At 72.6% G+C, this 25,104-nt stretch carries 29 protein-coding genes and 1 riboswitch; of the genes, 10 read left to right on the forward strand and 19 right to left on the reverse strand.

All coding sequences use genetic code 11. The annotated features are described in order from the left end of the window. A complete protein-coding gene (locus tag AB0A69_RS23520) occupies positions 1-966 on the reverse strand; it encodes a thiopeptide-type bacteriocin biosynthesis protein (RefSeq protein ID WP_361425266.1) in 966 nt (321 codons plus the stop codon). Between the two features lie 236 nt (positions 967-1,202). On the opposite strand from AB0A69_RS23520, the gene AB0A69_RS23525 reads away from it, so the two are divergent. Next, positions 1,203-1,604 carry a ChaB family protein gene (locus tag AB0A69_RS23525; RefSeq protein ID WP_361425269.1) on the forward strand — a complete coding sequence of 134 codons (402 nt, stop codon included), beginning with the start codon at positions 1,203-1,205 and terminating at the stop codon, positions 1,602-1,604. Between the two features lie 264 nt (positions 1,605-1,868). Here the strand turns inward: AB0A69_RS23525 and AB0A69_RS23530 are convergent, their stop codons facing one another. Further along, positions 1,869-2,144 (reverse strand): DUF1876 domain-containing protein, encoded by a 276-nt coding sequence (locus AB0A69_RS23530; RefSeq protein ID WP_361425272.1) that lies wholly within the window; start codon positions 2,142-2,144, stop codon positions 1,869-1,871. Positions 2,145-2,228: 84 nt separating this feature from the next. Continuing rightward, a complete protein-coding gene (locus tag AB0A69_RS23535) occupies positions 2,229-2,537 on the reverse strand; it encodes a DUF1876 domain-containing protein (protein WP_361425275.1) in 309 nt (102 codons plus the stop codon). A 191-nt stretch (positions 2,538-2,728) separates the two neighbouring features. Here AB0A69_RS23535 and hpnR point away from each other — a divergent pair, with 191 nt between their 5' ends. Next, on the forward strand, positions 2,729-4,246 hold the full coding sequence (hpnR, locus tag AB0A69_RS23540; RefSeq protein WP_361425278.1) for a hopanoid C-3 methylase HpnR: 1,518 nt from the start codon (positions 2,729-2,731) through the stop codon (positions 4,244-4,246). Between the two features lie 13 nt (positions 4,247-4,259). On the opposite strand, the gene AB0A69_RS23545 is transcribed toward hpnR, so the two are convergent. From AB0A69_RS23545 to AB0A69_RS23565, 5 genes are all read right to left on the reverse strand, one after another. Then, positions 4,260-5,291 (reverse strand): PEP/pyruvate-binding domain-containing protein, encoded by a 1,032-nt coding sequence (locus tag AB0A69_RS23545; RefSeq protein WP_361425281.1) that lies wholly within the window; start codon positions 5,289-5,291, stop codon positions 4,260-4,262. Positions 5,292-5,307: 16 nt separating this feature from the next. Next, on the reverse strand, positions 5,308-6,123 hold the full coding sequence (locus AB0A69_RS23550) for a universal stress protein (RefSeq protein WP_361425284.1): 816 nt from the start codon (positions 6,121-6,123) through the stop codon (positions 5,308-5,310). 143 nt (positions 6,124-6,266) lie between these two features. Beyond that, positions 6,267-6,899: an MBL fold metallo-hydrolase gene (locus tag AB0A69_RS23555; protein ID WP_361425287.1), complete on the reverse strand. Its 633-nt coding sequence runs from the start codon at positions 6,897-6,899 to the stop codon at positions 6,267-6,269. Further along, positions 6,896-7,981, reverse strand: coding sequence for an S-(hydroxymethyl)mycothiol dehydrogenase (locus AB0A69_RS23560; protein WP_361425290.1), 1,086 nt, complete (start codon positions 7,979-7,981; stop codon positions 6,896-6,898). Before AB0A69_RS23560 ends, AB0A69_RS23555 begins: the two co-directional genes overlap by 4 nt. Positions 7,982-8,138: 157 nt before the next feature. After that, a complete protein-coding gene (locus AB0A69_RS23565) occupies positions 8,139-8,360 on the reverse strand; it encodes a hypothetical protein (RefSeq protein WP_361425293.1) in 222 nt (73 codons plus the stop codon). Positions 8,361-8,410: 50 nt separating this feature from the next. Between AB0A69_RS23565 and AB0A69_RS23570 the strand changes: the two genes are divergently transcribed. Then, on the forward strand, positions 8,411-9,112 hold the full coding sequence (locus tag AB0A69_RS23570) for an alpha/beta hydrolase (protein WP_361425296.1): 702 nt from the start codon (positions 8,411-8,413) through the stop codon (positions 9,110-9,112). Positions 9,113-9,122: 10 nt separating this feature from the next. Here AB0A69_RS23570 and AB0A69_RS23575 read toward each other — a convergent pair whose 3' ends face one another. The 8 genes from AB0A69_RS23575 to AB0A69_RS23610 all read right to left on the reverse strand — a co-directional run bounded on the left by AB0A69_RS23575 (position 9,123) and on the right by AB0A69_RS23610 (position 18,621). After that, positions 9,123-11,690, reverse strand: coding sequence for a sensor histidine kinase KdpD (locus tag AB0A69_RS23575; RefSeq protein WP_361425299.1), 2,568 nt, complete (start codon positions 11,688-11,690; stop codon positions 9,123-9,125). A 10-nt stretch (positions 11,691-11,700) separates the two neighbouring features. Then, positions 11,701-12,420, reverse strand: coding sequence for a response regulator (locus AB0A69_RS23580; protein WP_361425302.1), 720 nt, complete (start codon positions 12,418-12,420; stop codon positions 11,701-11,703). A gap of 87 nt (positions 12,421-12,507) precedes the next feature. Continuing rightward, positions 12,508-13,188, reverse strand: coding sequence for a potassium-transporting ATPase subunit C (locus tag AB0A69_RS23585; protein WP_361425305.1), 681 nt, complete (start codon positions 13,186-13,188; stop codon positions 12,508-12,510). A gap of 6 nt (positions 13,189-13,194) precedes the next feature. Further along, complete coding sequence (gene kdpB / locus AB0A69_RS23590; RefSeq protein ID WP_361425308.1) at positions 13,195-15,378, reverse strand: potassium-transporting ATPase subunit KdpB; 2,184 nt, start codon at positions 15,376-15,378, stop codon at positions 13,195-13,197. Next, positions 15,375-17,042: a potassium-transporting ATPase subunit KdpA gene (kdpA, locus tag AB0A69_RS23595; protein ID WP_361425311.1), complete on the reverse strand. Its 1,668-nt coding sequence runs from the start codon at positions 17,040-17,042 to the stop codon at positions 15,375-15,377. Before kdpA ends, kdpB begins: the two co-directional genes overlap by 4 nt. An 8-nt stretch (positions 17,043-17,050) precedes the next feature. Beyond that, complete coding sequence (gene kdpF / locus AB0A69_RS23600) at positions 17,051-17,140, reverse strand: K(+)-transporting ATPase subunit F (protein ID WP_361425314.1); 90 nt, start codon at positions 17,138-17,140, stop codon at positions 17,051-17,053. Between the two features lie 342 nt (positions 17,141-17,482). Continuing rightward, positions 17,483-18,175, reverse strand: a complete 693-nt coding sequence (locus tag AB0A69_RS23605) for a histone-like nucleoid-structuring protein Lsr2 (protein WP_361425317.1) — start codon at positions 18,173-18,175, stop codon at positions 17,483-17,485. A 29-nt stretch (positions 18,176-18,204) separates the two neighbouring features. Continuing rightward, entirely contained in the window at positions 18,205-18,621 is a 417-nt protein-coding gene (locus tag AB0A69_RS23610; protein ID WP_361425320.1) for a GNAT family N-acetyltransferase, read from the reverse strand. A 282-nt stretch (positions 18,622-18,903) separates the two neighbouring features. Between AB0A69_RS23610 and dhaK the strand changes: the two genes are divergently transcribed. The 7 genes from dhaK (at position 18,904) to AB0A69_RS23645 (ending at position 23,891) form a co-directional block, all read left to right on the forward strand. After that, positions 18,904-19,896, forward strand: a complete 993-nt coding sequence (dhaK, locus tag AB0A69_RS23615) for a dihydroxyacetone kinase subunit DhaK (protein ID WP_361425323.1) — start codon at positions 18,904-18,906, stop codon at positions 19,894-19,896. A 7-nt stretch (positions 19,897-19,903) separates the two neighbouring features. Next, the gene (dhaL, locus tag AB0A69_RS23620) at positions 19,904-20,539 is read left to right on the forward strand and encodes a dihydroxyacetone kinase subunit DhaL (protein WP_361425326.1); all 636 of its coding nucleotides are present in this window, start codon (positions 19,904-19,906) and stop codon (positions 20,537-20,539) included. Next, positions 20,536-20,943, forward strand: coding sequence for a dihydroxyacetone kinase phosphoryl donor subunit DhaM (dhaM, locus tag AB0A69_RS23625; RefSeq protein ID WP_361425329.1), 408 nt, complete (start codon positions 20,536-20,538; stop codon positions 20,941-20,943). The genes dhaL and dhaM overlap by 4 nt, the downstream gene beginning before the upstream one ends. Before the next feature lie 11 nt (positions 20,944-20,954). After that, positions 20,955-21,191: riboswitch (cobalamin riboswitch) on the forward strand. Positions 21,192-21,220: 29 nt separating this feature from the next. Beyond that, positions 21,221-21,913, forward strand: a complete 693-nt coding sequence (locus AB0A69_RS23630) for an energy-coupling factor ABC transporter permease (RefSeq protein ID WP_361425353.1) — start codon at positions 21,221-21,223, stop codon at positions 21,911-21,913. Next, positions 21,910-22,287 (forward strand): energy-coupling factor ABC transporter substrate-binding protein, encoded by a 378-nt coding sequence (locus AB0A69_RS23635; protein WP_361425332.1) that lies wholly within the window; start codon positions 21,910-21,912, stop codon positions 22,285-22,287. The genes AB0A69_RS23630 and AB0A69_RS23635 overlap by 4 nt, the downstream gene beginning before the upstream one ends. A gap of 6 nt (positions 22,288-22,293) precedes the next feature. Next, the gene (cbiQ, locus tag AB0A69_RS23640) at positions 22,294-23,043 is read left to right on the forward strand and encodes a cobalt ECF transporter T component CbiQ (protein WP_361425335.1); all 750 of its coding nucleotides are present in this window, start codon (positions 22,294-22,296) and stop codon (positions 23,041-23,043) included. A 2-nt stretch (positions 23,044-23,045) separates the two neighbouring features. Continuing rightward, positions 23,046-23,891: an ATP-binding cassette domain-containing protein gene (locus tag AB0A69_RS23645; RefSeq protein WP_361425356.1), complete on the forward strand. Its 846-nt coding sequence runs from the start codon at positions 23,046-23,048 to the stop codon at positions 23,889-23,891. 15 nt (positions 23,892-23,906) lie between these two features. On the opposite strand, the gene AB0A69_RS23650 is transcribed toward AB0A69_RS23645, so the two are convergent. From AB0A69_RS23650 to AB0A69_RS23660, 3 genes are all read right to left on the reverse strand, one after another. Next, the gene (locus AB0A69_RS23650) at positions 23,907-24,347 is read right to left on the reverse strand and encodes a hypothetical protein (protein WP_361425338.1); all 441 of its coding nucleotides are present in this window, start codon (positions 24,345-24,347) and stop codon (positions 23,907-23,909) included. Further along, positions 24,344-24,766, reverse strand: a complete 423-nt coding sequence (locus AB0A69_RS23655) for an MBL fold metallo-hydrolase (RefSeq protein ID WP_361425341.1) — start codon at positions 24,764-24,766, stop codon at positions 24,344-24,346. The genes AB0A69_RS23650 and AB0A69_RS23655 overlap by 4 nt, the downstream gene beginning before the upstream one ends. Positions 24,767-24,849: 83 nt before the next feature. Continuing rightward, a partial coding sequence (locus tag AB0A69_RS23660; protein ID WP_361425344.1) for a hypothetical protein occupies positions 24,850-25,104 on the reverse strand: 255 nt, incomplete at its 5' end.

Below are 25,104 nucleotides of genomic sequence, written 5' to 3' on the forward strand. Positions count from 1 at the left end.
TCAGGCCGTCCCCTCGTCGGCGTCGGCGAGTGCCTCGGTGAGCAGGCACTGCCGGGCCACGGAGAACCGGCCGCGGTTCCAGTGGAAGATCACGTGGTGGGCGGCCGCCCGGCGCGGGCCGACCGTCGCCTCCCCCGACTCGAAGTAACCGGCGCGCCAGTGCTCCGCCGCCCGGCGCGCCGCCTCCCGGTGGGAGCGCAGGACGTCGCGCCACGCCTTGGGGAGGGCGTCGAGCTGCGCGTCGGGCGTCTCGTTCCAGTACGCGCGGATGCCGTCGGCGGCGCGCTGCCGGCCTTCGCCGCGCAGACCGTCGGGGAGGCGGCGCCCCGTCTCCTCCCGGACGACCTGCCACACGCCGCGGTGCTCCCAGCCGACGATGCCGAGGGCGTCCAGCACCGTGCGCAGCAGGATGAGGGACACGCGCCAGTCGGGCGGGGCCGCCTCACCGGGCGCGGCCGTGTGGAGGTCCAGCCAGGCGCGGGAGTCGGCGGTGAACAGTCCGTGCAGGTACGGCATGGAGTGCGGACCGCCGAAGAGGTACGTCTCCGGCTCGTACACGCCCGCGTACGGCCGCGACCAGGCGCCGTCGCGCCGCTCGAAGTGGCGGCCCAGCGCGGCGCGCAACTCGCCCGCCCGGGACGCCTCGGAGGCGCGGAACCGGACGCGGAGGCCCGGTGGTTTGTGCATGAAGAAGAAGTCGCGTGCCAGGCCGGTGGCGAGGAGCTCGTCGGCGGCCTCGACGACGCGCCCGTACAGCAGCGGCCAGGCGGACGGTTCGGGCGCCACGCTGACCTGCACCCAGCCGGTCTCCGGCAGGTCCTCGCGCAGTGCCCGCAGCCCGGCCGTCAGGAACGCGCGGCGGGCCGCTGCGTAGGCGGGGCCGTCGGGGACGAGCGGCACGGTGCCCAGCGGCTGGGTGCGTGCGTCGTCCAGGCAGTCGGCCAGCAAACGCTCGACCTCCAGCATGCGGCCCTCCTCGCCGGTGGGGGATTCCCTCCTCAGTGATGTCCGGGCCGCTTTGTGCCGAAAGCACGAAAAGAATTGATCATATTATCGATGGAGGTACGCTGGCGCATTTCCGTATTCCGGGACCACCGGCTCGCACCCCAGGCGACCACTGACGGTGTCGTTTGTCCGGCAATTTCTCGGACACCCGTCCTTCACCCGCTATCCGTACGAGGCGAGGGAGGGAGGCGGCGGTCATGCCGGGACGAGAGGTTATGCCATCGACATTGAAACGCTCACCGGAGAGCGCGCAGCGCACCTGGGCGGAGGCCCATGACTCGGCCGTCGAGCAGTACGGCGAGGGCGAGCGCGCGCACCGGGTGGCGTTCAGCGCGCTGAAGCACACGCACGAGAAGGTGGGCGACCACTGGGAGCGCAAGGAGGGCGGCCGCAAGGGGCCCTCGGACTCCCTGGCGGCGCGCCCGCGCGGGCAGGGCGGGCGCAGCGGCGAGGGCGTGGACGAGCACGCCTCCAAGGAGCACCTGTACGAGCTGGCGAAGAAGCTCGGCGTCGAGGGCCGCTCGCGCATGTCGAAGCCGGAGCTGCTGGACGCCATCCGCAAGGCGAACAGGGCCGAGACGCGGAAGGCGCGCGGCTGAGAGACCGGCCCTCACGAAGCGGGCGCTGAGCCCGGCGTTTCCCCGCTGCGCTGAGCCCGGCCCGGCGAGGCGGGCGCTGCCCGGGGCCCTGCCCGCCGACCTGATCACGGCCCTGCTCACGGAAGCTCACGGCCCTGCTCACGGAAGCTCACGGCCCTGCCCGCGGAAGCCCGCGGCCCTGCTGAGGCCCCGCTCGCGGAAGCGGGAGCGGCGGGAGCCCCGGGCCGCGCGGGTCCGGGGCTCCGGGGCGGCCGGCTCGGCGGCTCACATCGCGATGTGCGCCGGGATGTGCGTCACCTCCTCGATCTCGTGTCCGGCCTTCTTCATGAGATTCCTGCACAGTTCGTTGAGGGCGCGTGCCGCCGCGATCTCCTCGCCGACCCGGTGCTGGTCCATGTCGTCCGGGTGCCGCTTGGCCCTGCCGTGGCCACGCACCTCCGTGCCGTCCGGGAGCCTGACGAGGCACGACGCCTTGGTCTTGCCGGTGTCCTCGTCCTCGGAGAACTCGATGTCGACGTGCCATCCGACGATCGTCTGCATCACACTCACCTCCTGGGTCACTCCTCCAGCGTGCACCCGCGCGCGGGGCCTCGCCCATTCGGGGGAGCGACCCGTCCGCGCGTCCTACGCGCTGACCGCCGACCACCCGTAACCGCCGACGTCCTCGTACCCCTCGGCCTCCGGCAGCCCCGCGCCCACCCTGCCGATGTCCCGGTACGCCGTCCGCAGCAGCTGCCGCGCCAGATCGCTCATCGCCCGGCTCGCCGCCAATTCGTCGCCGATCTCGGGAACGTCGGGGTCGTCGGGGTTGCGCCGGGCCGTCCCGTGTCCCGTGAGCGTCGCCGTCCCCGTGTCCACGGTCGCCCGCGCCCGCGTGGTGCCGTCGTCCTCGGCGAGTTCCAGGCGGACCCGCCACTCCAGTGTTCGTGCCATGGCAACCTCCTGGTTTCAGGATCCCTCTCCGGGCTCCGGGGCGCGTGCCTGCGGCGTGCCTCCCGGGAGAAGGCGGGCCGACAAGGCAGAAATGTTCCAGCGGAAACCAGCGAAACCTAGCGGAAACCAGCGAAATCCAGCGGAACAGCGAAACCAGCGGACCCTTCCATTGCCGGCGGCCGGAGACCCAGATGCGTGTCATGCTTGTCCACCCGAGTGCCCTGATGTACTCCGAGATCTTCCTGCGACTGGAGCCATTGGGGCTGGAGCGAGTGGCGGCTGCGGCCCGCGACGCCGGCCATGAGGTGCGCGTGGTGGATCTCCAGGTCCTTTCCCGCGCGCTGCTCGACCGCGAGATGGCCTCCTTCGCGCCGGAGGCGCTGGGGATCTCGCTGAATTACCTGGCCAACATTCCCGAGGCCATCGAGATCGCCCGGAAGGCGAAGGCCGCCTCCCCCGGGTGTTTCGTCTTCCTCGGCGGGCACAGCGTCTCGTTCATCGCCGAGCACGTCCTGGAGCAGGCCGACGGCGCGGTGGACGCGATCGTACGCGGCGAGGGCGAGCCGGCCGTCGCGCCGCTGCTCGCGGCCGCCCGGGACGGCGGGCTCCAGACGGTCCCGGGCGTGGTGTGCGCGGACGGCCGCGGACCCGCTCCGCAGCTGCTGGACAGCCTGGACCGGCCGCGCCCGGCCCGCGACCTGATGCGCAAGCGCCACCGCTACTTCATCGGCGAGCTCGATCCGTGCGCCTCGATCGAGTTCACCCGCGGCTGCCCGTGGGACTGCTCGTTCTGCTCCGCGTGGACGTTCTACGGGCGCAGCTACCGCAAGGCGACCCCGGAGGGGGCGGCCGAGGAAATGGCGTCGATCCGGGAACCGAATGTGTTCATCGTCGACGACGTGGCATTCATCCGGCCGGAACACGGTGACGGAATCGCCGCCGAGCTGGAGCGCCGGAAAATCCGCAAGCGCTATTACCTCGAAACCCGCAGTGACGTCCTGCTGCGCAACCGGGAGGTATTCGAACGCTGGACCCGGCTCGGGCTGCGCTACATGTTCCTGGGCATGGAGGCGATCGACGCCGAGGGGCTGGATCTCTACCGGAAGCGAGTAAGCCCGGACGACAATTTCCGGGCGCTGGAAGTGGCCCGCGAGATGGGGATCATGGTGGCGATCAACCTGATCGTCGACCCCGCCTGGGACAAGGAACGATTCCGCGTCGTCCGGGAATTCGCCCTGGCGGTGCCGGAGATCGTCCACCTGACGGTGATGACGCCGTACCCCGGCACGGAGATCTGGCACACCGAGGCCCGCCAGCTGACGACGCGCGACTACCGGCTCTTCGACATCCAGCACGCCGTCGTGCCGACGAAGCTGCCCTTGGAGGAGTTCTACCGGGAGCTCGTCCGCACCCAGGCGGTCATCAACCGCAAGCACCTGGGGCTGAGCAACGCCATCGGGGCCATGGGCGTACTCGGCCGCAACCTGGCGCGCGGCCAGACCAACTTCGCCCGCATGCTGTGGAAGTTCGGCCGGGTCTACAACGCCGGCCGCCAGCTCGCCGACCACCGGCGCCCCGTGGAGTTCGAGCTGCCGCTCCCCCAGCGCCGGACGGCGCCGCCGGGGCGCCAGGAGCTGTTCATCCACACCCGGGCGCAGGCGCACCCGGCCCGCCGCCCGGACCCGGACCCCGAGCCGGACGGGGTCTGACCCCAAGGCGGCGCTACCCCGTAGGGTGCGCCCCGAGCAGCCACAGCGTGCCGTGCTCGATGGTGAACTGCACCTCGCACGGCCCCCGGTGGTGCGCGGCCAGCCGGTGCAGGCACGCGGTCAGCCGGGCGTACGCCTCCGGGTCGAGCTGCGCGAGCTCGCGCAGCGGCAGGGCGGGGCGGGCGCCCGAGACGACGTCCCTGCCCTGGGCGTTGGGCAGGTAACGGCCTTCCCCCTCGGCACGCGGGTCCCGCCCCAGGACCGCGAGGCCACTGCCGGAGTCGGGGCCGAGGTTGCCGAACACCATGGTCTGGACGGTGACGGCGGTGGCGGTTGCGGCGGTGCCGCGGCCGTCCGGGTCCGGGTCCGGGCCGGGTTCCGGGTCGCGGTCCGGGATGCACGCGAAGGCGGCGAGGACGGCCCGGCGGAGCTGTTCGGCGGGCTCCTGGGGGAACTCCTCCCCCGTGGTCTCGGCGATGACGTCCTTGAAGCTCTCCACGGTCCGGATGAGGTCGGAGGTGTCCAGCCGGCTGTCGTCGGGCACCTGGTGCTGCCGTTCGATCCCGTTGAGGACACGCTCGAAACGGGCGGGGTCCACGCCCATCACCGTCGTACCGAACATCTGGACGAGGCGGCGGTAGGAGTCCCAGGCGAAGCGCTCGCGGTCGGGGGCCTTGCCGAGACCCAGGACGGCGTAGTCGTTCAGCCCGAGGTCGAGGACGGTCTCCATCAGCCCCGGCGCGGGGTGCTCGGCGCTCGCCCGGACCGAGAGCAGCAGCGGGTCGTCGACCCGTCCGAGCCTCTTCCCGGCGGTCCGCTCCAGGGCGGCGAGGTGTTCGCCGATCTCCCGGTCCAGGCCGGGCGGCGGCTCGCCGGTGGCGCGGAAGACGCGGCACGCCTCCGTGGTGACGGTGAAGCCGGGCGGGACGGGCAGGCCCATCCGGGTCAGCTCGGCGAGCTCGGCGCCCTTCTCCCCGAGCAGCCCGACCGCGCCGGGCACCCCGGCCGGGGCCTCGGTGAAGTCGTACACGTACCTGGTCGTCATCCGCCGCCTCCCCCGCTCACCGGTGCGGTACGACGGCGACGGGGGCCGCCGCGTCGTGCAGCACCGCGTGGAGCGCGGGGCCGAGGTGCGCGCGCCACCGCAGGCGGCGCCTGCGCAGGCCCAGCACGACCAGCCGGGCGCCCCGCGACGCCTCGGCGAGGGTCCGGCCCGGCCGCCCGGGGCCGTGTTCCCGCGCGACCGGTACGCCCGGGTACCTGCCGGTCCACGCCGCGAGGACGTCGTCGAGGACCTGCTCCCGCTCGGCCGACTGCGCGACGTCGGTGACGAGCCGCAGCCCGCAGCCGTACCGGGCGGCGCAGTCGAAGGCGAAGGCGGCGACGTCGTCGCGCGGCCGGTCCAGGTCCAGACCGAGCACGACGTCACCGGCCGGATCGCCCGCCCACCGGGCCGGCCGCCCCTGGGTGCGCACCAGGACGACCGGGCGGCGTACGCGTACGAGGACGGCCTGCGAGACCGACCCGGCGACGAAGCCGGTCACGGTCCCGAGGCTCCGCGAGCCGAGCACCAGCAGCTCCGCGTCCTCGCTCGCGTCACACAGCCGGTCGACGGGGCTGCCGCGGTACGGGGAGGTCTCCACCGCCACCTCCGGATGGCGGCGGCGGACGTGCCCGGCCACGGCGTGCAGCAGCCGCTCGGCACCGCGGCGTTCGCTCCCGCGGTCCACCACCGGCGTGACGGCGTCGGCGTCGGGGCTCCACACGTGCACGAGCCGCAGGGGGCGCCCCCGGGTGAGCGCCTCACCGGCGGCCCAGTCGGCCGCCACCATGCTCTCGCGCGTTTCGTCGACACCGACGGTGACGGTGCGCGCCATCTCGACTCCTCCGGCGTCCGGTCGTCGTCCCCCGTTTCCTGCCCCCGTACCTCCACTGTGCTGCATGAACACGGCACGGCGGCGGCTGACGGGGGCCGGACGTGCACGGCGGGCCCGGGACGGGCACGGTGGCGGCCGCCGGCTCAGTGGCCCCGCCTGATCCACTCCTCCAGGTGGGGCGCCTCGGCGCCGATCGTGGTCGGGTCGCCGTGGCCCGTGCGCACGACGGTGTCGGGCGGCAGGGTGAGCAGCCGGCCGCGGATCGACTCGATGATCGTCGGGAAGTGGGAGAAGGACCGGCCCGTGGCGCCGGGTCCGCCCGCGAACAGCGTGTCGCCGGTGAAGACGGTGCCCAGGCCGGGCGCGTACAGGCAGACGGCGCCGGGGGCGTGCCCCGGTGTGTGCAGGACGGTCAGGTCCGTGCCCGCGACGGTCAGGACCTGGCCGTCGCGCAGTTCGCCGTCCGGCTCGACGTCGGGGTGGGTCCGCTTCCACAGCGGCAGGTCGTCGGGGTGGAGCAGGACCGGCGCGCCGGTGGCGGCGGCGAGCGCGGGAGCGGCGCCGATGTGGTCGTCGTGGGCGTGCGTGCACACGACGGCCCGCAGGGTGCGGCCGTCGAGGGCGGTCAGGATGGCGTCGGCGTCGTGGGCGGCGTCGATGACGATCGCCTCCGAGCCGTCACCCACGATCCACACGTTGTTGTCGACGTCCCACGTACCGCCGTCGAGGGAGAAGGTGCCGGAGGTGACCAGCCGGTCGACGCGCGCGGCCGTCACAGGACCACCACCGAACGCAGCACGTCGCCCTCGTGCATCCGGGCGAAGGCCTTCTCGACGTCGCCCAGGCCGATGGTCTCGGTGACGAACGCGCCGAGGTCGATACGGCCCTGCTGGTGCAGGTCGATGAGCATGGGGAAGTCCCGCGAGGGCAGGCAGTCGCCGTACCAGGACGACTTGAGCGCGCCGCCGCGCCCGAAGACGTCGAGCAGCGGCAGCTCCAGCTTCATCTCGGGGGTGGGCACCCCGACGAGGACCACCGTGCCGGCCAGGTCGCGGGCGTAGAACGCCTGGCGGTACGTCTCCGGGCGGCCGACCGCCTCGATGACGACGTCCGCGCCGAAGCCGCCGGTCAGTCCGCGGATCGCCTCGACCGGGTCGGTGGAGCGGGAGTTGACGGTGTGCGTGGCGCCCATCGACCTCGCGGTCTCCAGCTTGCGGTCGTCGATGTCGACGGCGATGATCTTCGCCGCGCCGGCCAGCCGCGCGCCGACGATCGCCGCGTCACCGACGCCGCCGCAGCCGATGACGGCGACCGAGTCACCCCGCGAGACCTGGCCGGTATTGATCGCCGCGCCGATGCCGGCCATCACGCCGCAGCCCAGCAGCCCGGCGACGGAGGGGGCGACGGCCGGGTCGACCTTGGTGCACTGGCCGGCCGCCACCAGCGTCTTCTCGGCGAAGGCGCCGATGCCGAGCGCCGGTGCCAGCTCTCTGCCGTCGGCCAGGGTCATCTTCTGCCGGGCGTTGTGCGTGTCGAAGCAGTACCAGGGGCGGCCGCGCAGGCACGCCCGGCACTTCCCGCACACCGCCCGCCAGTTGAGGATCACGAAGTCACCGGCGGCCACCTCGGTCACGCCGTCGCCCACCGACTCCACGACGCCCGCCGCCTCGTGGCCGAGGAGGAAGGGGAAGTCGTCGTTGATCCCGCCCTGTTTGTAGTGCAGGTCGGTGTGGCAGACCCCGCACGCCTGGATCCTGACGACCGCCTCGCCGGGGCCGGGGTCGGGGATGGTGATGGTCTCGACCCGCACGGGCTCGTTCCGCCCGGGGGCGACGACTCCCTGTACCTGCTGCGCCATATGACTGTCCTGTCCGCTGAGGTGAATGGACTGTTCTCGGTACCAGTTTCGGTACGGGGTCGCTCGGGAGGGCGGCGGAACAGATCATTTCGGCCAGCGCGCCGGCGGCTCGTCGCGGGCGCGGGCGGCGCGGCGCGGCGCGGGCGGTCCGGGGGCCTCATCGGCTGCCGCGCCGGCGGGCGTCCCTGCTGCCGTCGTTCAGGACCTCGGCGATACCGGGGTGGCGTACGGCGTCGTGGATCGCCGCCTGGGCCCAGGAGCACTCGGTGTCCGGGTCGTCGGGGCTGTGGCGAGCCAGGAGCTCGACCAGACGGGCCAGGCACTCCCGGTCGGGCTCCGAACGCTTCGCGGCCCGCCCGGGCAGGAACAGGAACAGCACCCGGACCGGTTCCGCGGCCGTTGTCAGACCCCACCGCTACGGTGCGGCCCATGGTGAACTTCGTACTGGTCGCAGGCGCATGGCTCGGATCCTGGGCGTGGGACGACGTGGCGCCCGCGCTGCGGGAGGCGGGGCACGGTGTCCACCCGCTCACGCTCTCCGGCCTCGCCGACAAGCAGGCCGTGCCGGCCGGGCGGCAGACGCACGTCCGGGACGTCGTCGAGGAGGTCGAGCGCCTCGATCTGCGGGACGTCGTACTGGTCGGGCACAGTTACTCGGGCATCCCGGTCGGTCAGGCCGCCGGCCGGATCGGGGACCGGCTGGCCCGGGTGGTCTTCGTCGACGCCGACGTTCCGGTCGAGGGCGAGTCGTTCCTCTCCACCTGGTGGGAGGGCCCGGCGAAGCTGGAGGCCGCTCTCGCCCGGAACGGCGGCTTCTGGGCGCCGCTGACCGAGGCCGACTGCGACGGCCAGGGCCTCACCGACGCGCAGACCGCCCGGCTGGTGGGCGGTGCGACACCGCACCCGGGTGGCTCTCTGGCCGACCCGGCCGTACTGGCCCGGCCGCTCGCCGAGCTGCCGGCGACGTACGTCAAGTGCCTGCTCGACGGCCCCGAGCCGAGCGGCGACGTGACGGCGGCGCTGCGGGCCGGCGAACGGTGGCGGCTGGTCGAGATGGACACCGGCCACTGGCCGATGTTCTCCCGACCGGACGAACTGGCGCGGATCCTCCTCGAAGCGGCCGGACAGTGACCGGGGTGCCCTACCGACGTCCACTCGACGACGTGGCCGCTGCCGGGAGCACGGCACCGGCCGCGGGTGCGGGGGCGGTCGAGGCCGTGGTGAGGGTGAGGACCATGGTGAGGCCGCCGCCGGGGGTGTCCTCGGCGGTGAGGGTGCCGTCCATGGCCTCGACGAAACCGCGGGCGACGGCGAGGCCCAGGCCCACACCCGCGCCGCGGGGTGCGTCGCCGTAGCGCTGGAAGGGCTCGAAGATGCGGTCCTTCACGTCGTCGGGGACGCCGGGGCCCCGGTCGATGACGCGGACTTCGACGCGGTTGCCCAGCGTGCTGGCGGAGACGACGACGGACGCGGTCTCGGGGCTGTACTTGACGGCGTTCTCGACGACGTTGGCGACGGCCCGCTCCAGCAGGCCCTTGTCCACCGCGACCATCGGAAGGGTTTCGGGGACGTCGAGCTCGACGCTGCCGTCGGGGACGCCGCGAAGCGCCATGGGGACGACCTCGTCCAGGTCGACGGGGCGGATGAGCGGGGTGACGGTGCCGGTCTGGAGGCGCGACATGTCCAGGAGGTTGCCGACGAGGTGGTCGAGGCGGTCCGCGCCGTCCTCGATGCCCGCGAGGAGCTCCGCCCGGTCCTCCTCCGACCACTCGACGTCGTCGGCGCGCAGCGAGGTGACGGCGGCCTTGATAGCGGCCAGGGGCGTACGCAGGTCGTGGCTGACGGCGGCGAGCAGGGAGGTGCGGATCTTGTTGCCCTCGGCGAGTTTGCGGGCCTCCTCGGCCTCCCCGACGAGGCGTTGACGGTCGAGCACGACGGCGGCCTGGGCCGCGAAGGCGCCCAGGACGCGGCGGTCCTCGGCGGGCAGGACGCGCCCGGAGAGGGCGAGGGACACGCGGTCGCCGACGGGCATGTCCACGTCGGCGTCCTCGGGGCGGGCCACCGGGGCGGGGCCGACGCTGCCGACGCGGGTCCAGGGTTCGACGTCGCTCGCGCGCTCCAGCAGCGCCACCGACTCCATGGAGAAGGTCTCCCGGACCCGCTCCAACAGGGCGTCCAGCGCCGTCTCCCCCCGGAGCACGCTCCCCGCGAGGAACGACAGCACCTCGGACTCGGCGCGCAGGCGTGCGGCCTGCTGGGTGCGGCGGGCCGCCACGTCGACCACCGAGGCCACGGACACGGCGACCCCGAAGAAGACGGCGATCGCGACGATGTTCTTCGGGTCGGAGACGGTGAGCGTCTGGACGGGCGGCGCGAAGAACCAGTTCAGCAGCAGTGAGCCCACCGCGGCCGAGGCGAGCGCCGGCCACAGGCCGCCGAGCAGCGCGGAGGCCACGGTCAGCGACAGGCACAGCAGCATGTTGTTGGCGAGGCCGAGGTCCGCGTCGGCGTGGGTGAGGGGGAGCGTGAGCAGCACCGGCCCGAGGACACCGGCGAGCCAGCCCAGGATCACGCGGGTGCGCCCGAGCCGCGCCCGGCTCGCGACCGGGAGCCGGCGGCGGCCCTTGGCGGCCTCGTCGTGGGTGACGATGTGGACGTCGAGGTCGGGACCGGAGTCGCGGGCGACCGTCCCGCTCACGCCGGGCCCCAGGACGTTCTGCCAGGCGCGGCGCCGGCTGACACCCAGGACGATCTGGGTGGCGTTGACCCCGCGCGCGAACTCCAGCAGCGAGGAGGGCACGTCCTCGCCTATGACGTGGTGGAACGTACCGCCGAGGTCCTCGACGAGGGTGCGCTGGACCGCGAGTTCCTTCGGGGAGGCGGAGGTCAGCCCGTCGCTGCGGGCGATGTAGACGGCGAGGACCTCCCCGCCGGCGCCCTTCTCGGCGAGGCGGGCGGCCCGGCGGATGAGCGTACGGCCCTCGGGGCCGCCGGTGAGTCCGACGACGATGCGCTCGCGCGAGCCCCAGATCTTCGAGACGCGGTGCTCGGTCCGGTACTCCTGGAGGTACTCGTCGACGCGGTCGGCGGTCCACAGCAGGGCGAGCTCGCGCAGCGCAGTGAGGTTGCCGGGGCGGAAGTAGTGGGACAGGGCCGCGTCGACCTTGTCGGGCTGGTAGATGTTGCCGTGGGCCATGCGGCGGCGCAGGGCCTGTGGCGACATGTCGACCAGCTCGATCTGGTCGGCGCGGCGGACGACCTCGTCGGGGACGGTCTCCCGCTGCCGGACGCCGGTGATGGACTCCACGACGTCGCCCAGCGATTCCAGGTGCTGGATGTTCACCGTGGACACGACGTTGATGCCGGCGGCGAGCAGCTCCTCGACATCCTGCCACCGCTTGGCGTTGCGCGAGCCCGGCACGTTGGTGTGCGCCAGCTCGTCCACGAGCGCGACGGCCGGCCGGCGTTCCAGGACGGTGTCGACGTCCATCTCGGTGAAGACGGTGCCGCGGTACGTCAGTTCCCTGCGCGGCACCTGCTCGAGGCCGTGCAGCATCACTTCGGTACGCGGCCGGCCGTGGTGCTCCACGAAGGCGACCACGCAATCGGTGCCCCGCTCCATCCGGCGGTGCCCCTCGGAGAGCATGGCGTACGTCTTGCCGACGCCCGGCGCCGCGCCGAGGTAGATCCGTAGTGTTCCGCGTCCCATGATCCCGACTTTACGAGTCGGCGCCGACATCCGATATGTCGCGCGTTTCCGCCTCGAAGCGGTATCCCATGCCGGGTTCGGTGATGAAGTGGCGGGGATGGGAGGGGTCCGCTTCGAGCTTCCGGCGCAACTGCGCCATGTAGACGCGCAGATAGTTGGTCTCCGTGCCGTACGACGGGCCCCAGACCTCCTGGAGGAGCTGCTTCTGGCCGACGAGCCGGCCCGCGTTGCGTACGAGGACCTCCAACAGGTGCCACTCGGTGGGGGTGAGCCGGACGTCGCGGCCGTCGCGGTTCACCTTCTTCGCCGCCAGGTCGATGGTGAACCCCTCGGTCCGGACCACCACCACGTCCCCGTGGGCGCTGACCGGTTCCGCCCGGCGGATGGCGGCGCGCAACCGGGCCAGCAGCTCGTCCATGCCGAACGGCTTGGTCACGTAGTCGTCGGCCCCCGCGTCCAGGGCCTCGACCTTCTCCTCGGAGGTGTGGCGCGCGGACAGCACCAGGATCGGTACGCGGGTCCAGCCGCGCAGCCCCCTGATGACGTCCACGCCGTCCATGTCGGGCAGGCCCAGATCGAGGACGACCACGTCGGGGTGGCGCGCGACGGCCAGGTCGAGGGCGGTCGCGCCGTCGGGCGCGGCGTCGACCTCGTACCTGCGCGCCTTCAGGTTGATCACGAGGGCGCGTACGATCTGCGGCTCGTCGTCGACCACGAGCACCCGCGTCATAGGGGCCTGCTTTCTGTAGGGGCATTGCGTACCCGACGGTAGTTCGTCCTGTCGGCGTGCTCGACGGAAGGGCCCGGATAGGGAGCCTCAGTCCTCGCCGATCGGTTTCTGCAGTTCCCTGAGCGCGATGTTCAGCTCGAGGACGTTGACCCGGGGCTCCCCCATGAAGCCCAGGATCCGCCCGTCGGTGTGGGCGTGGACCAGCTTGCCGACCTCTTCGACGGAGAGGCCGTTCCGCTGCGCCACGCGGTGGACCTGGAGCCTCGCGTAGGCGGGTGAGATGTGCGGGTCGAGGCCGGAGGCGGAGGAGGTGACGGCGTCGGGCGGCACGTCGGCGGGCCGGACCGGGTGGCCGGGGGTGGAGTTGTCCTCGATGACGGCGGCCTTCGCCTCCTCGACCCACCGCAGGAGCTCGGCGCTGTCGCCGGAGCGGTTGGTCGCGCCGGAGACGGTCAGCGCGTACCGGGTGTTGGCGGTGTTGGTGCCGAGGCCGTGGGAGGGGCGCGGCTGGAACCACCTCAGGTCCGGCTCCGGTGTCTTCTCGCCCTTCCCCGGGGGCAGGTCGTAGCGCTGGCCGATGAGTGCGGAACCGACGACCCTGCCGTCACCGTCGGTGACCTCGGAGCCGTTGGCCCGGTGGTGGAACAGGCCCTGGGCGACGCCGGTGACGGCGAGCGGGTAGAGCACGCCGCAGAGGGCGGTCAGGACGAGCAGGGCGCGCAGCCCCGCGCCGAGCAGTCGGGCGGTGGAGCGGACGGAGTTGTTCATGGCGGGTCAGCCGATTCCGGGGAGGAGGGTGAGCAGCAGGTCGATGAGCTTGATGCCGAGGAACGGGGTGACGAGGCCACCGAGGCCGTAGACCGCGAGGTTGCGGCGGAGCATCGTGTCGGCGGTGGCCGGGCGGTAGCGCACACCCTTCAGGGCCAGGGGTACGAGCGCGACGATGACGAGCGCGTTGAAGACGACGGCCGAGAGGATCGCCGACTGCGCCGACGCCAGGCCCATGATGTTGAGCTTGTCGAGGCTCGGGTACGCGGCCGTGAACATCGCCGGGATGATGGCGAAGTACTTCGCCACGTCGTTGGCGATCGAGAACGTCGTCAACGCGCCGCGTGTGATGAGGAGTTGCTTGCCGATCTCGACGATCTCGATGAGCTTGGTCGGATTGGAGTCGAGGTCCACCATGTTCCCGGCCTCCTTGGCGGCCGAGGTGCCGGTGTTCATCGCCACGCCGACGTCCGCCTGCGCGAGGGCGGGGGCGTCGTTCGTACCGTCGCCGGTCATCGCGACGAGCTTGCCGCCCGCCTGCTCCCGCTTGATGAGGGCCATCTTGTCCTCGGGCGTGGCCTCGGCGAGGAAGTCGTCGACGCCGGCCTCGTCCGCGATGGCCCTGGCCGTCAGCGGGTTGTCGCCGGTGATCATGACGGTCCTGATGCCCATGCGGCGCAGTTCGTCGAAGCGTTCGCGCATGCCCTCCTTCACGACGTCCTTGAGGTGGATGACACCCAGGACGCGCGCGCCCCCGCCGTCCTCCACGGCCACGAGCAGCGGCGTACCGCCGGCCTCGGAGATCCGGTCCGCGAGCGCCTGTGCGTCTTCGGCGACCCGGCCGCCCCGCTCCCGCACCCAGGCCGCGACCGAACCGGCGGCCCCTTTACGTACCTTGCGCTCCTGGGCGTCATCGGTGAGGTCCACGCCCGACATGCGGGTCTGGGCCGTGAAGGCCACCCACTCGGCGTGGGCGAGCTCGCCCCGGTGGCGTTCGCGCAGCCCGTACCTCTCCTTGGCCAGGACGACGACCGAGCGGCCCTCGGGCGTCTCGTCGGCGAGCGACGACAGCTGGGCGGCGTCCGCCAGCTCCGCCTCGGTGGTGCCCTCGACCGGGAGGAACTCCGCCGCCTGCCGGTTGCCGAGGGTGATGGTGCCGGTCTTGTCCAGCAGCAGGGTGGAGACGTCACCGGCGGCCTCGACCGCCCTGCCGGACATGGCGAGCACATTGCGCTGGACGAGCCGGTCCATGCCCGCGATGCCGATCGCCGACAGCAGCGCGCCGATCGTCGTGGGGATCAGGCAGACGAGGAGCGCGGTGAGCACGATGAGGGACGTCTGCGCGTCGGCCCCCGCGTAGACCGCGAACGGCTTCAGCGTCACGACCGCGAGCAGGAAGACGATCGTGAGCGAGGCGAGCAGGATGTTCAGCGCGATCTCGTTGGGCGTCTTCTGCCGGGCGGCGCCCTCCACCAGGTTGATCATGCGGTCGATGAAGGTCTCACCGGGCCGCGCGGTGATCCTGACGACGATCCGGTCGGACAGCACCTTCGTACCGCCTGTGACGGCCGAGCGGTCGCCGCCGGACTCGCGGATGACCGGCGCGGACTCACCGGTGATGGCGGACTCGTCCACCGAGGCCACGCCCTCCACCACGTCCCCGTCGCCGGGGATGGTGTCGCCGGCTTCGCAGACGACCAGGTCACCGACGCCCAGCGCGGTGCCGGGCACGCGCTCCTCGGCCCCGTCCACGAGTCGGCGGGCCACGGTGTCGGTCCTCGCCCTGCGCAGGGTGTCGGCCTGGGCCTTGCCGCGGCCCTCGGCGACGGCCTCCGCGAGGTTGGCGAAGATCGTGGTGAGCCACAGCCAGGCGGTGATCGCCCAGCCGAACCAGTCGCCGGGGTCCGCGCACGCCAGGGCGGTGGTGACCACGGAGCCGACCAGGACCACGAACATCACCGGCGACTTGATCATCACGCGGGGGTCCAGCTTGCGGATCGCGTCGGGGAAGGACGTGATCAGCTGCCTGGGGTCGAACAACCCCGCTCCGGTGCGACCGACCCGACCGGCGCGACCGCTGTCGGGCCCGTGGCCGGGCCCGTGCCCCGTCGGTGTGTCCTGGTGCGGTGCCCTGGTGGCGGTGGCGGCCGTGGACATCGAGTCCTCTTGTTCCCTTACGTCGGTGGTCATGCCGCCAGCCCTTCGGCGAGCGGCCCCAGCGCCAGCGCCGGGACGTAGGTCAGCCCGGCGATGATCGCGATGGTGGCGACGAGCAGCCCCGTGAACAGCGGTTTCTCGGTACGCAGGGTGCCCGCGGTCTTCGGCACTGCGGTCTGTTCGGTGAGCGAGCCCGCCAGCGCCAGGACGAACACCATCGGGACGAACCGGCCGAGCAGCATCGCCAGCCCGATGGTGGTGTTGAACCAGGGCGTGTCGGCGTTGAGGCCCGCGAAGGCGGAGCCGTTGTTGTTGGCGCCGGAGGTGTAGGCGTACAAGACCTCGGTGAAGCCGTGTGCACCGGAGTTGGCCATCGAGTCCGCCGTGCCGTCCAGTGCCATCGCGGCGGCGGTGAAGCAGAGCACCAGCGCCGGGGTGACGAGGATGAAGCAGGCGGCGAGCGTGATCTCCCGGGTGGAGATCTTCTTGCCCAGGTACTCGGGCGTGCGGCCGACCATCAGGCCGGCGATGAACACCGCGAGGATCGCCATGATCAGCATGCCGTACAGACCGGAACCGACACCGCCGGGCGCGATCTCGCCGAGCTGCATGCCCAGCAGGGTGATACCGCCGCCGAACCCGGTGAAGGAGGAGTGGAAGGCGTCCACCGCGCCCGTCGAGGTCAGCGTGGTCGATACCGCGAAGATCGACGAGGCGCCGACGCCGAAGCGGACCTCCTTGCCCTCCATCGCCCCGCCCGCGGCCTCGAACGCCGGGCCGTGGCCCGCGAACTCGGTGGCCCACATCAGCAGCACGAAGCCGAACCAGATGGTCGCCATCGCGGCGAGGATCGCGTACCCCTGTCTCAGCGAGCCGACCATCCGGCCGAAGGTCCGCGTCAGCGAGAACGGGATGAGGAGGATGAGGAAGATCTCGAAGAGGTTGGTGAAGGGGTTCGGGTTCTCGAAGGGGTGGGCGGAGTTGGCGTTGAAGTAGCCGCCGCCGTTGGTGCCCAGCTCCTTGATGACCTCCTGCGAGGCGACCGCGCCGCCGTTCCACTGCCGCGTACCGCCCGTGAACTGCCCGACCTCATGGATGCCGGCGAAGTTCTGGATGACGCCGCAGCCGACGAGGACGAGCGCGCCGACGACGGAGAGCGGCAGCAGGATCCGCACGACGCCCCGGACCACATCGGCCCAGAAGTTGCCGAGTTCGCCGCCGGTCCGGGTCCGGGCGAAGCCCCGTACGAGCGCCACCGCGACCGCCATGCCGACGGCGGCCGAGACGAAGTTCTGCACCGCCAGGCCACCGGTCTGGAGGAGGTGCCCCATGGCCTGTTCGCTGGCGTACGACTGCCAGTTGGTGTTCGAGACGAACGAGGCGGCGGTGTTGAACGCCTGGTCCGGATCGATGGACACGAAGCCGAGGGAGCCGGGCAGGGCGCCCTGGAGCCGCTGGAGCAGGTAGAGGAAGAGGACACCCACGGCGGAGAAGGCCAGGACACCCCGCAGGTACGCGGGCCAGCGCATCTCGGTGTCGGGGTCGGCGCCGATGGCCTTGTAGACCCACGTCTCGACCCGCAGATGGCGGTGGGAGGAGTAGGCGCGGGCCATGTGGTCGCCGAGGGGGCGGTACGCGAGGGCGAGCGCGCCGGTCAGTGCGAGCAGCTGGAGCACAGCCGCGAGGAGAGGACTCATCGGCGCGCTCAGAACCTGTCCGGCTTGAGGAGGGCGAGGACGAGGTAGCCCAGGAGGGCGGCGGCCACGAGGAGACCGACGATGTTCTCGGCAGTCACAGCTTCGCCACCCCCTTGGCGATGAACGCCACCAGCGCGAAGACCGCGACCGTGGCGACGACGAGGGCCAGGTCGGCCATCGTGAGCTCCCGAAGAGGTTCGGATGAAAATCGGACCTCTAGAGGAAAACCCCTTTTTGGCGTGGTGTGACTGTTGTTGACGCCTCGTTTACGGCCGCGAGGTCGGCCTTGACGATCTCCTGACGCCGAGCGGGGTGACTCCGGTGCGGGCCGGAAGGCGCAGCCAGGGTCTCTTCCGCCAGTGCGTAGAGCCTGGCCGTGGCGCCCGCTCCGCTCCCCTCGGGTAGGTGACCATCAGAATGCCGCCGAGCGCGGTCGCGTACTACTGGGGGTTGGCCTCTTTGTATGCGGTGATGACCGGCGCGGGGATGCGTCCGCGGTCGGGCAGCTGGTAGCCGTTGGCGCGGGCCCATGAGCGCACGGCCTTGGTGTCGACGGCTCCTCCGGTCGCAGAGCGGGACGGCTGGATCGTGGTGTTCTCAGCCGGTTGAGGCGAGGGCCGGAAGGCGACGCCGTGGTCGAGCAGGCCGTCGGGGAACTGGGGGATGGTGGTGCGGCCGCCGAGGACGTCGGCGAGGAAGCCGGTGAGGTTGCCGTCGTAGGTGTGCCACCGGGTGCCGCGGGCCTCGTTGACGGCGACGCGCCAACTGTCGGGGTCGGCGCCGGAGCCGGAGCCGGTGACCCAGAAGAGGTACTCGCCGTTGTCGGTCACGCCGATGGCGAAGAGGTGCTCGGGGTCGTGAGGGACCGGGTGCACGCCCTCGTTGCAGTCCTCGCGCAGTTGTTCGCGCAGGGCGGCGGGCATGGGGCCGGTGAGGTTGACCCAGGGGGTCGGGGCGTGGGGGTGGTAGAGGTGCAGGAAGTCGCAGAACGCCCCGGGCCCATAGGCGGAGGCCAACTGCTTGTAGTCGGCCGGCAGCCTCATGCCCAGGAGGGTCTCGACGGCCTGCCAGTCGATGGCCTGGGTGGTGCGGGGCGGGGGGCACAGTCGCGTGAGATCGTTGAGGCCGGTCACGGTGGTAGGGCGGGTATCGAAGGGGACCTTCAGGCGTCGAGTGGGAGTTCCAGCAGTTCTTCCGGGGGCTGGAAGCCGGAGCGTCGCCACAGGGTACTGCTGCGCTCGGACGGCCAGACGATCAGGGTGTCGAAGCCGGCGCTGCGGCAGTGCTGCTTCAGCGCCTCAAGGAGCGCCGAGCCGGCTCCCTTGTTCCGCTGCGACGGCGTGACGTAGAAGTTCGTCACGTAACCGATCGGGAGGTTGTCGTGGTACGGCTCCGGCAGCCTCTCGACCAGGGAGAGGAAGACGTGGCCGCGGATTTCGCCTCCGGACTCGGCGACCCAGGCCAGCCAGCGGCCATCGGTGAGCCGGTCGTGGATCCACTGCTCGGTCTCGTCCGGAGGTTGTGTCGGTGACCGTTCTTCGTGGTCCTCTCGCTTGAACCTCCAGCGCAGCTCGGCCAAGTGGCGCGCATCGGCGGGCCGGGCCGGCGGCCCGGGCCTGGCCACCCGAGAGGGGAGGACCGCCACACGCCGCACCCCCACGTCGCGCTTCCGAGTGGTTCGGCACCGCCCATACCGGCAAGTGACGCACCATCAGTAAAGTCGGCGGCACGTCGGAACCGGCCCCGCCGGAAGGGAGCGCAGGCCGCCGCGGAGCGCCGAGACCAATACTTCGGGGAGCAGCACCTGGCCTGCGAAGACACCGTTCAGGAGCCTTCCCGACGACCTTGCTGGGAGACACCGTTGAAGATGCTCATCAATGTGCCCGAGACCGTCGTCCCCGACGCGCTGCGCGGGATCGCGGCCGCGCATCCCGAGCTGACCGTGGATGTGGAGAGCCGGATCGTCGTGCGGCGTGACGCCCCGGTCGAGGGGAAGGTGGCGTTGGTGTCGGGGGGCGGGTCCGGGCACGAGCCGTTGCACGCCGGGTTCGTCGGGGTGGGGATGCTGTCGGCGGCAGCGGCGGGGGAGGTGTTCACGAGTCCCGTGCCTGACCAGGTGGTGCGGGCCGCGGCGGCCGTGGACAGTGGGCGCGGTGTGCTGTTCGTGGTGAAGAACTACACCGGGGACGTGCTGAACTTCGAGATGGCGGCCGAGCTCGCCGAGGACGAGGGCATCCAGGTCGCCAAGGTGCTCGTGGACGACGACGTGGCGGTGGCCGACAGTACGTACACGGCCGGGCGGCGCGGGACCGGGGCCACCCTGTTCGTGGAGAAGATCGCTGGTGCGGCCGCCGAGGAGGGTGCGCCGCTGGAGCGCGTGGAGGCGATCGCGCGCCGGGTGAACGCCGCGTCACGCAGCTTCGGGGTGGCACTGAGCGCGTGCAGTACGCCCGCGAAGGGCGGGCCGACGTTCGATCTGCCGCCGGGCGAACTGGAGCTGGGCGTCGGCATCCACGGCGAGCCGGGGCGCGAGCGGCGGGCCATGATGACGTCGCGGGAGATCGCCGACTTCGCCGTCGACGCCGTCCTGGAGGACCTGCGGCCCGGCGGGCCGGTGCTGCTGCTGGTCAACGGCATGGGTGCGACGCCGCTGCTGGAGCTGTACGGGTTCAACGCCGAGGTGCACCGGGTGCTGCGCGAGCGCGGCGTGCCGGTGGCCCGTACCCTCGTCGGGAACTATGTGACGTCGCTGGACATGGCGGGCTGCTCGGTCACGCTGTGCGAGGCCGACGAGGAGTTGCTGCGACTGTGGGACGCGCCGGTGCGGACGGCCGCCCTGCGCTGGGGGATGTGAGGACGTGATGCCCGTGACGCTCGACGTGGAGTTCTTCCGGCGCTGGATGGCGGCCGCTTCCGCGGCCGTGGAGCGCGACGCGGACCGGCTCACCGAGCTGGACGCGGCCATCGGCGACGCCGACCACGGGGCCAACCTGCGGCGCGGGTTCGCGGCGGTGGCCGAGGTGCTGGGCAAGGAGCCGCCCGCGGCTCCCGGCGCGGTGCTCATGCTCGCCGGGCGGCAGCTGATCTCGACCGTGGGCGGCGCGTCGGGGCCGCTGTACGGCACGCTGCTGCGGCGCGCCGGCAAGGCCCTGGGCGACACCGCCGAGGTGACGCCCGGTCTGCTGGCCGAGGCGCTGCGCGCGGGCGTGGCCGCGGTGGCGCAGCTCGGCGGGGCGAAGGCCGGTGACAAGACGATGCTCGACGCGCTGGAACCGGCCGTCGAGGCGCTGGCCGCGGCGGCGGACGGCACGGCGGACGAGGCCTTCGGGGCGGCCGCGCGGGCCGCCGAGGAGGGTGCCCTCGGGACCGTGCCGATGCAGGCGCGCAAGGGCAGGGCCAGCTATCTCGGGGAGCGCAGCGTCGGACACCAGGACCCGGGCGCGGCGTCCTCCGCCCTGCTGATCGCGGCGCTGGCCGAAGCGGAGGCCGCCCGATGAGCGCCGGGCCCGTGGGCATCGTGCTGGTCTCGCACAGCGCGGCGGTCGCGTCGTCCGTCGCCGAGCTGGCCAAGGGCCTCGCGGGCGGCGGCCGGACCGCGCCCGTGGCCCCCGCGGGCGGCACCCCGGACGGCGGTCTCGGCACCAGCGCCGAGCTGATCGCCGAGGCGGCGGCGTCGGTCGACGCCGGGGCGGGCGTCGCCGTCCTCGTCGACCTCGGCAGCGCCGTGCTGACGGTGAAGGCGCTGCTCGCGGAGGGCGACGAGCTCCCCGAGGGCACGCGCTTGGTCGACGCGCCCTTCGTGGAGGGCGCGGTGGCGGCCGTCGTCACCGCCTCGGCGGGCGGCGACCTGGAGGCCGTGGTGGCGGCCGCGTCGGAGGCGTACGGCTATCGCAAGGAGTGACCGATTGCGGGACGGGTTGTGATGTACCTGGTCAACGCACTAGTGTCGCAGGGCCTTGGTGTACGGGAAACCGGTGCGGTACCGGTGCGGCCCTCGCCACTGTGATCGGGAAGTCCGGCTCCACTCCCGGGGAAACCACCCCGGGAAGCCACTGGAACACCGCGGGAGACCGTGGTGTCCGGGAAGGCGGAGCCGCGGCGTTGCATGACCCGTCAGCCAGGAGACCGGCCAGGGCGCGTTGTCCATCCACGAGGTGCTGGAGAGGGTCTCCCACATCATGCATATCGCCGAGGGGTACCTGCCCCCTGTGCACGCGGTCGCCTGGACCGTCGCCGCCGCTCCCTTCGTCGCCCACGGCGTCCGCGCCCTGACCCGCGAGGTCAAGGCCCATCCCGAATCGACTCTCCTGCTCGGCGCGTCCGGCGCCTTCACCTTCGTCCTGTCCGCCCTGAAACTGCCGTCCGTGACGGGCAGTTGCTCCCACCCCACGGGGACGGGGCTGGGCGCGATCCTGTTCCGGCCGCCGATCATGGCGGTGCTCGGCACCATCACGCTCCTCTTCCAGGCGCTGCTGCTGGCGCACGGCGGGCTCACCACGCTCGGCGCCAACGCCTTCTCGATGGCGGTCGTCGGGCCGTGGGCGGGCTTCGGGACGTACTGGCTGCTGCGCCGCTCCGGCGTGCCGCTGATGGTGAGCGTGTTCTTCGGGGCGTTCGTCGCCGACCTGTCCACGTACTGCGTCACCAGCGTCCAGCTCGCGCTGGCCTTCCCCGACCCGGCGAGCGGCTTCGCCGGGGCGCTGGCGAAGTTCGGTTCCATCTTCGCCGTCACGCAGCTTCCCCTCGCCGTGAGCGAGGGCCTGCTCACCGTGCTGGTGATGCGGCTGCTGACCCAGTCCAGCAAGGGCGACCTGGCCCGCCTCGGTGTCCTGTCCGCGAAGCCCGCGACGAAGGAGGCCGTGGCCCGATGAGCCGTAACGCCAAGATCAACACGCTGCTGCTGCTCGTCGTCGTCGCGCTCGCCGTGCTCCCGCTCGCGCTGGGCATGGGCGACCACAAGGAGGAGCCGTTCACGGGCGCGGACGCGCAGGCCGAGACGGCCATCACGGAGAACAAGCCGGACTACGAGCCGTGGTTCAGCCCGCTGTACGAGCCGCCGTCCGGTGAGATCGAATCGGCGCTCTTCTCGCTGCAGGCGGCGATCGGCGCGGGCGTGCTGGCGTACTACTTCGGGCTGCGGCGCGGCCGCAGGCAGGGTGAGGCGCGGGCGCTGGACCGGACCGCACCTGCCGCCCGGACGGCCGACGAGCCCGAAGTCGCCGAAGTCGCCAAGACGGTCGAGTAACCGCCGGTGCTGCCGATCGACGCGGCGGCGCACAGCAGTCGCTGGCGCCGCCGTCACCCGTGCGAGAAGGCCGTGCTCGGCTTCGGTCTGACGGTCCTCGCGATCTGTCTGCCGCCGTGGCCGGGGGCCGTGCTGGTGGCCGCCGCCACCCTCGCCGTGCTGCTGGGCCCGGCGGGTGTCGGGCGCCGGCAGCTGTGGCGCGCGTTCCGCGTCCCGCTGGGCTTCTGCGTCACCGGGGCGGTGCCGCTGCTGTTCCAGGTCGGCGGGGCCGAGGGGTGGGTGGCGCTCGCGCCGGACGGGCCGGTGCACGCCGGGCGGCTGCTGCTGCGGACGTCGGCGGCGTCGCTCGGGGTGCTGCTGTTCGCGTTCACCACGCCGGTCTCGGACGTGCTGCCCCGGCTCGTGCGGGCGGGGGTACCCGCGCCGGTCGTGGATGTGGCCCTGGTGATGTACCGGATCAGTTTCCTGCTGCTGGACGCCGTGCGGCGGATCCGGGAGGCGCAGGCGGCGCGGCTCGGGCTGACCAGCCGGGCGGCCGCCTGGCGGTCGCTGGCGGGCCTCGGCGCGACGGCGTTCGTCCGCGCCTTCGACCGGGCGGCGCGCCTCCAGACCGGACTGGCCGGGCGCGGTTACGACGGCACGCTGCGCGTGCTGGTGCCGGAGGCGGCGGTCTCCCGCCGGTTCCTGGCCGCGACGGGCGCCCTGCTCGCGGGGCTCGTCGCCCTCACCCTCGTACTCGAAAGGTTCCTGCCATGACCATGCATCGTGACGCCGTCGTGGAACTGGTCGGTGCGGGATTCGCCTACGACGACGGGCCCGCCGTGCTGTCGGGCATCGACTTCGCCGTACCGGAGCGGCGCGCGATTGCGCTGCTCGGCCGCAACGGCAGCGGCAAGACGACGATGCTGCGGCTGCTGAGCGGTGGCCTGCGGTGCGTGAGCGGGCGGCTACGGCTGGCGGGCGAGGACGTGTCGTACGACAGGGCGGGGCTGACCCGGCTGCGGACGACCGTGCAGCTGGTGGTGCAGGACCCGGACGACCAGCTGTTCGCGGCGTCGGTCGGGCAGGACGTGTCCTTCGGCCCGATGAACCTGGGGCTTTCGGAGCCGGAGGTGCGGGAGCGGGTGCGCGAGGCCCTGGAGGCGCTGGACATCACGGCGCTGGAGGACCGGCCGACGCATCTGCTGTCGTACGGGCAGCGCAAGCGGGCGGCGATCGCGGGCGCGGTCGCGATGCGGCCCCGGGTGCTGATTCTCGACGAGCCGACGGCGGGCCTCGACCCGCACGGCCAGGAGCGGCTGCTGGAGGTGCTGGACCGGCTGCGGGAGTCCGGGACGACGGTCGTGATGGCCACGCACGACGTGGACCTGGCGCTGCGCTGGGCGGACGACGCGGCGGTGCTCACCCCGGACGGCCTGCGCACCGGCCCGGTGGCCGAGCTCCTCGCGGACGCCGCCCTGCTGGACGCGGCCCGGCTGCGCCGCCCGTGGGGCATGGCGGTGGCCCGGGTGCTGCGGGACCGGGGCCTGCTGGGCGCGGGCGAGCAGGGTCCGCGCACGCCGGAGGAGCTGGAGGAGTGGGCGGCGGCGGTGCGGGGCGCGTAGGGGGTACGGCGGGGCTCAGGTGGGCGGGCCCGGCACGGGTGTCGGGACGTCGGCGGGGGCTCCCCTGGCTTCCGCCGCGGACGGCTCGAAGCCGGCCAGCATCTGCTCCAGCGCCTGCTGGTCCGGCCCGACGAACGGGTCGGCGCCCGGCGCGCCGCTGATGGTGTCGATCATCAGGGGGGTGAGCCCGGTGGCCGGTGGCAGGTGCGTGCTGAGCACCACTTCCGGGTCCATCTCCCGCACCGGCCGGATCGTCGCGAGGTACTTGTCGACGTCCATGTTGTGCACCCAGGGGCTGTCGGCGGTGGCCCACAGCGGCTGCCCGGCGCGCAGGTCCTCGGGGGCGACCGCGTCGGCGGTGCCGCCGTCGGCGAGGTCCGCGCTGGGCATCGGCGCGCCGAAGCAGTCGGAGGTGAAGCAGGTGCGCGAGCGGTCGTCGTAGAAGCCCACCGTCACGGGGCTGTCGTAGAGCGGTGGCCGGAACGCCGCGAGCGGGCGGTCGCCGACGTCCAGGGACTGCCCGGGTTCAGCAGGAAGACCCGGTCGAGGGGCAGCGGGCGCTCGGTGGACATGATGCCCGCACCGACGAAGGTGGTGACGACCCGCGCCCGCGGGGCGGCCTCCAGCAGGGCGAACAGCCCGCCGGTGTGGTCCCGGTCGGGGTGCGTCAGCCAGATCCACCGCACATCGGCGGGGTCGACGGCCGAACCGAGCAGTTCCAGGAAATCGCGGTCGGGCAGGCCGAGGCCGGTGTCCACGACGACCGGCTCCGCAGCGTGCAGGACGAACGCGTTGACCGGCAGGAGGCCGATCGCGGGTACTTCGAGGCAGTCCGCGAGGACGGTGACATCGCGGCCGGCTTTCAGATGGGTCATGGCGGAGCTCCGATGCTCCTGGGGTATGGGCGTCCTCCCTTCCATGGTGATACCGCCGGGGAGCGCGGCGCAGCTCGCGCCGGTCACGCCCCCTGCCCAAGGCCCGAGGCGTAGGCGGCGGCGAACTCCGCCGCGCCCAGCGCGGCCCGGACGCGTGCCGTGACGCGGTCGACGTCGGCGCGCTCGGCGTCCGGCAGCGGTGCCCCGGCCCGCTCCCGGAGGCGGGCCGCCGCGCCGAGGAGGCGGGCGGCGCGGGACGGGCGGCCGGTGAGGGCGTGGGCGCCGGCCAGGCCCTCGAAGGCGAGGGCCGGGCTGTGCCTCCTCGGGCGTTCCGCGTG

The organism is Streptomyces sp. NPDC045431 (assembly GCF_040646655.1).
Lineage (GTDB): Bacteria > Actinomycetota > Actinomycetes > Streptomycetales > Streptomycetaceae > Streptomyces.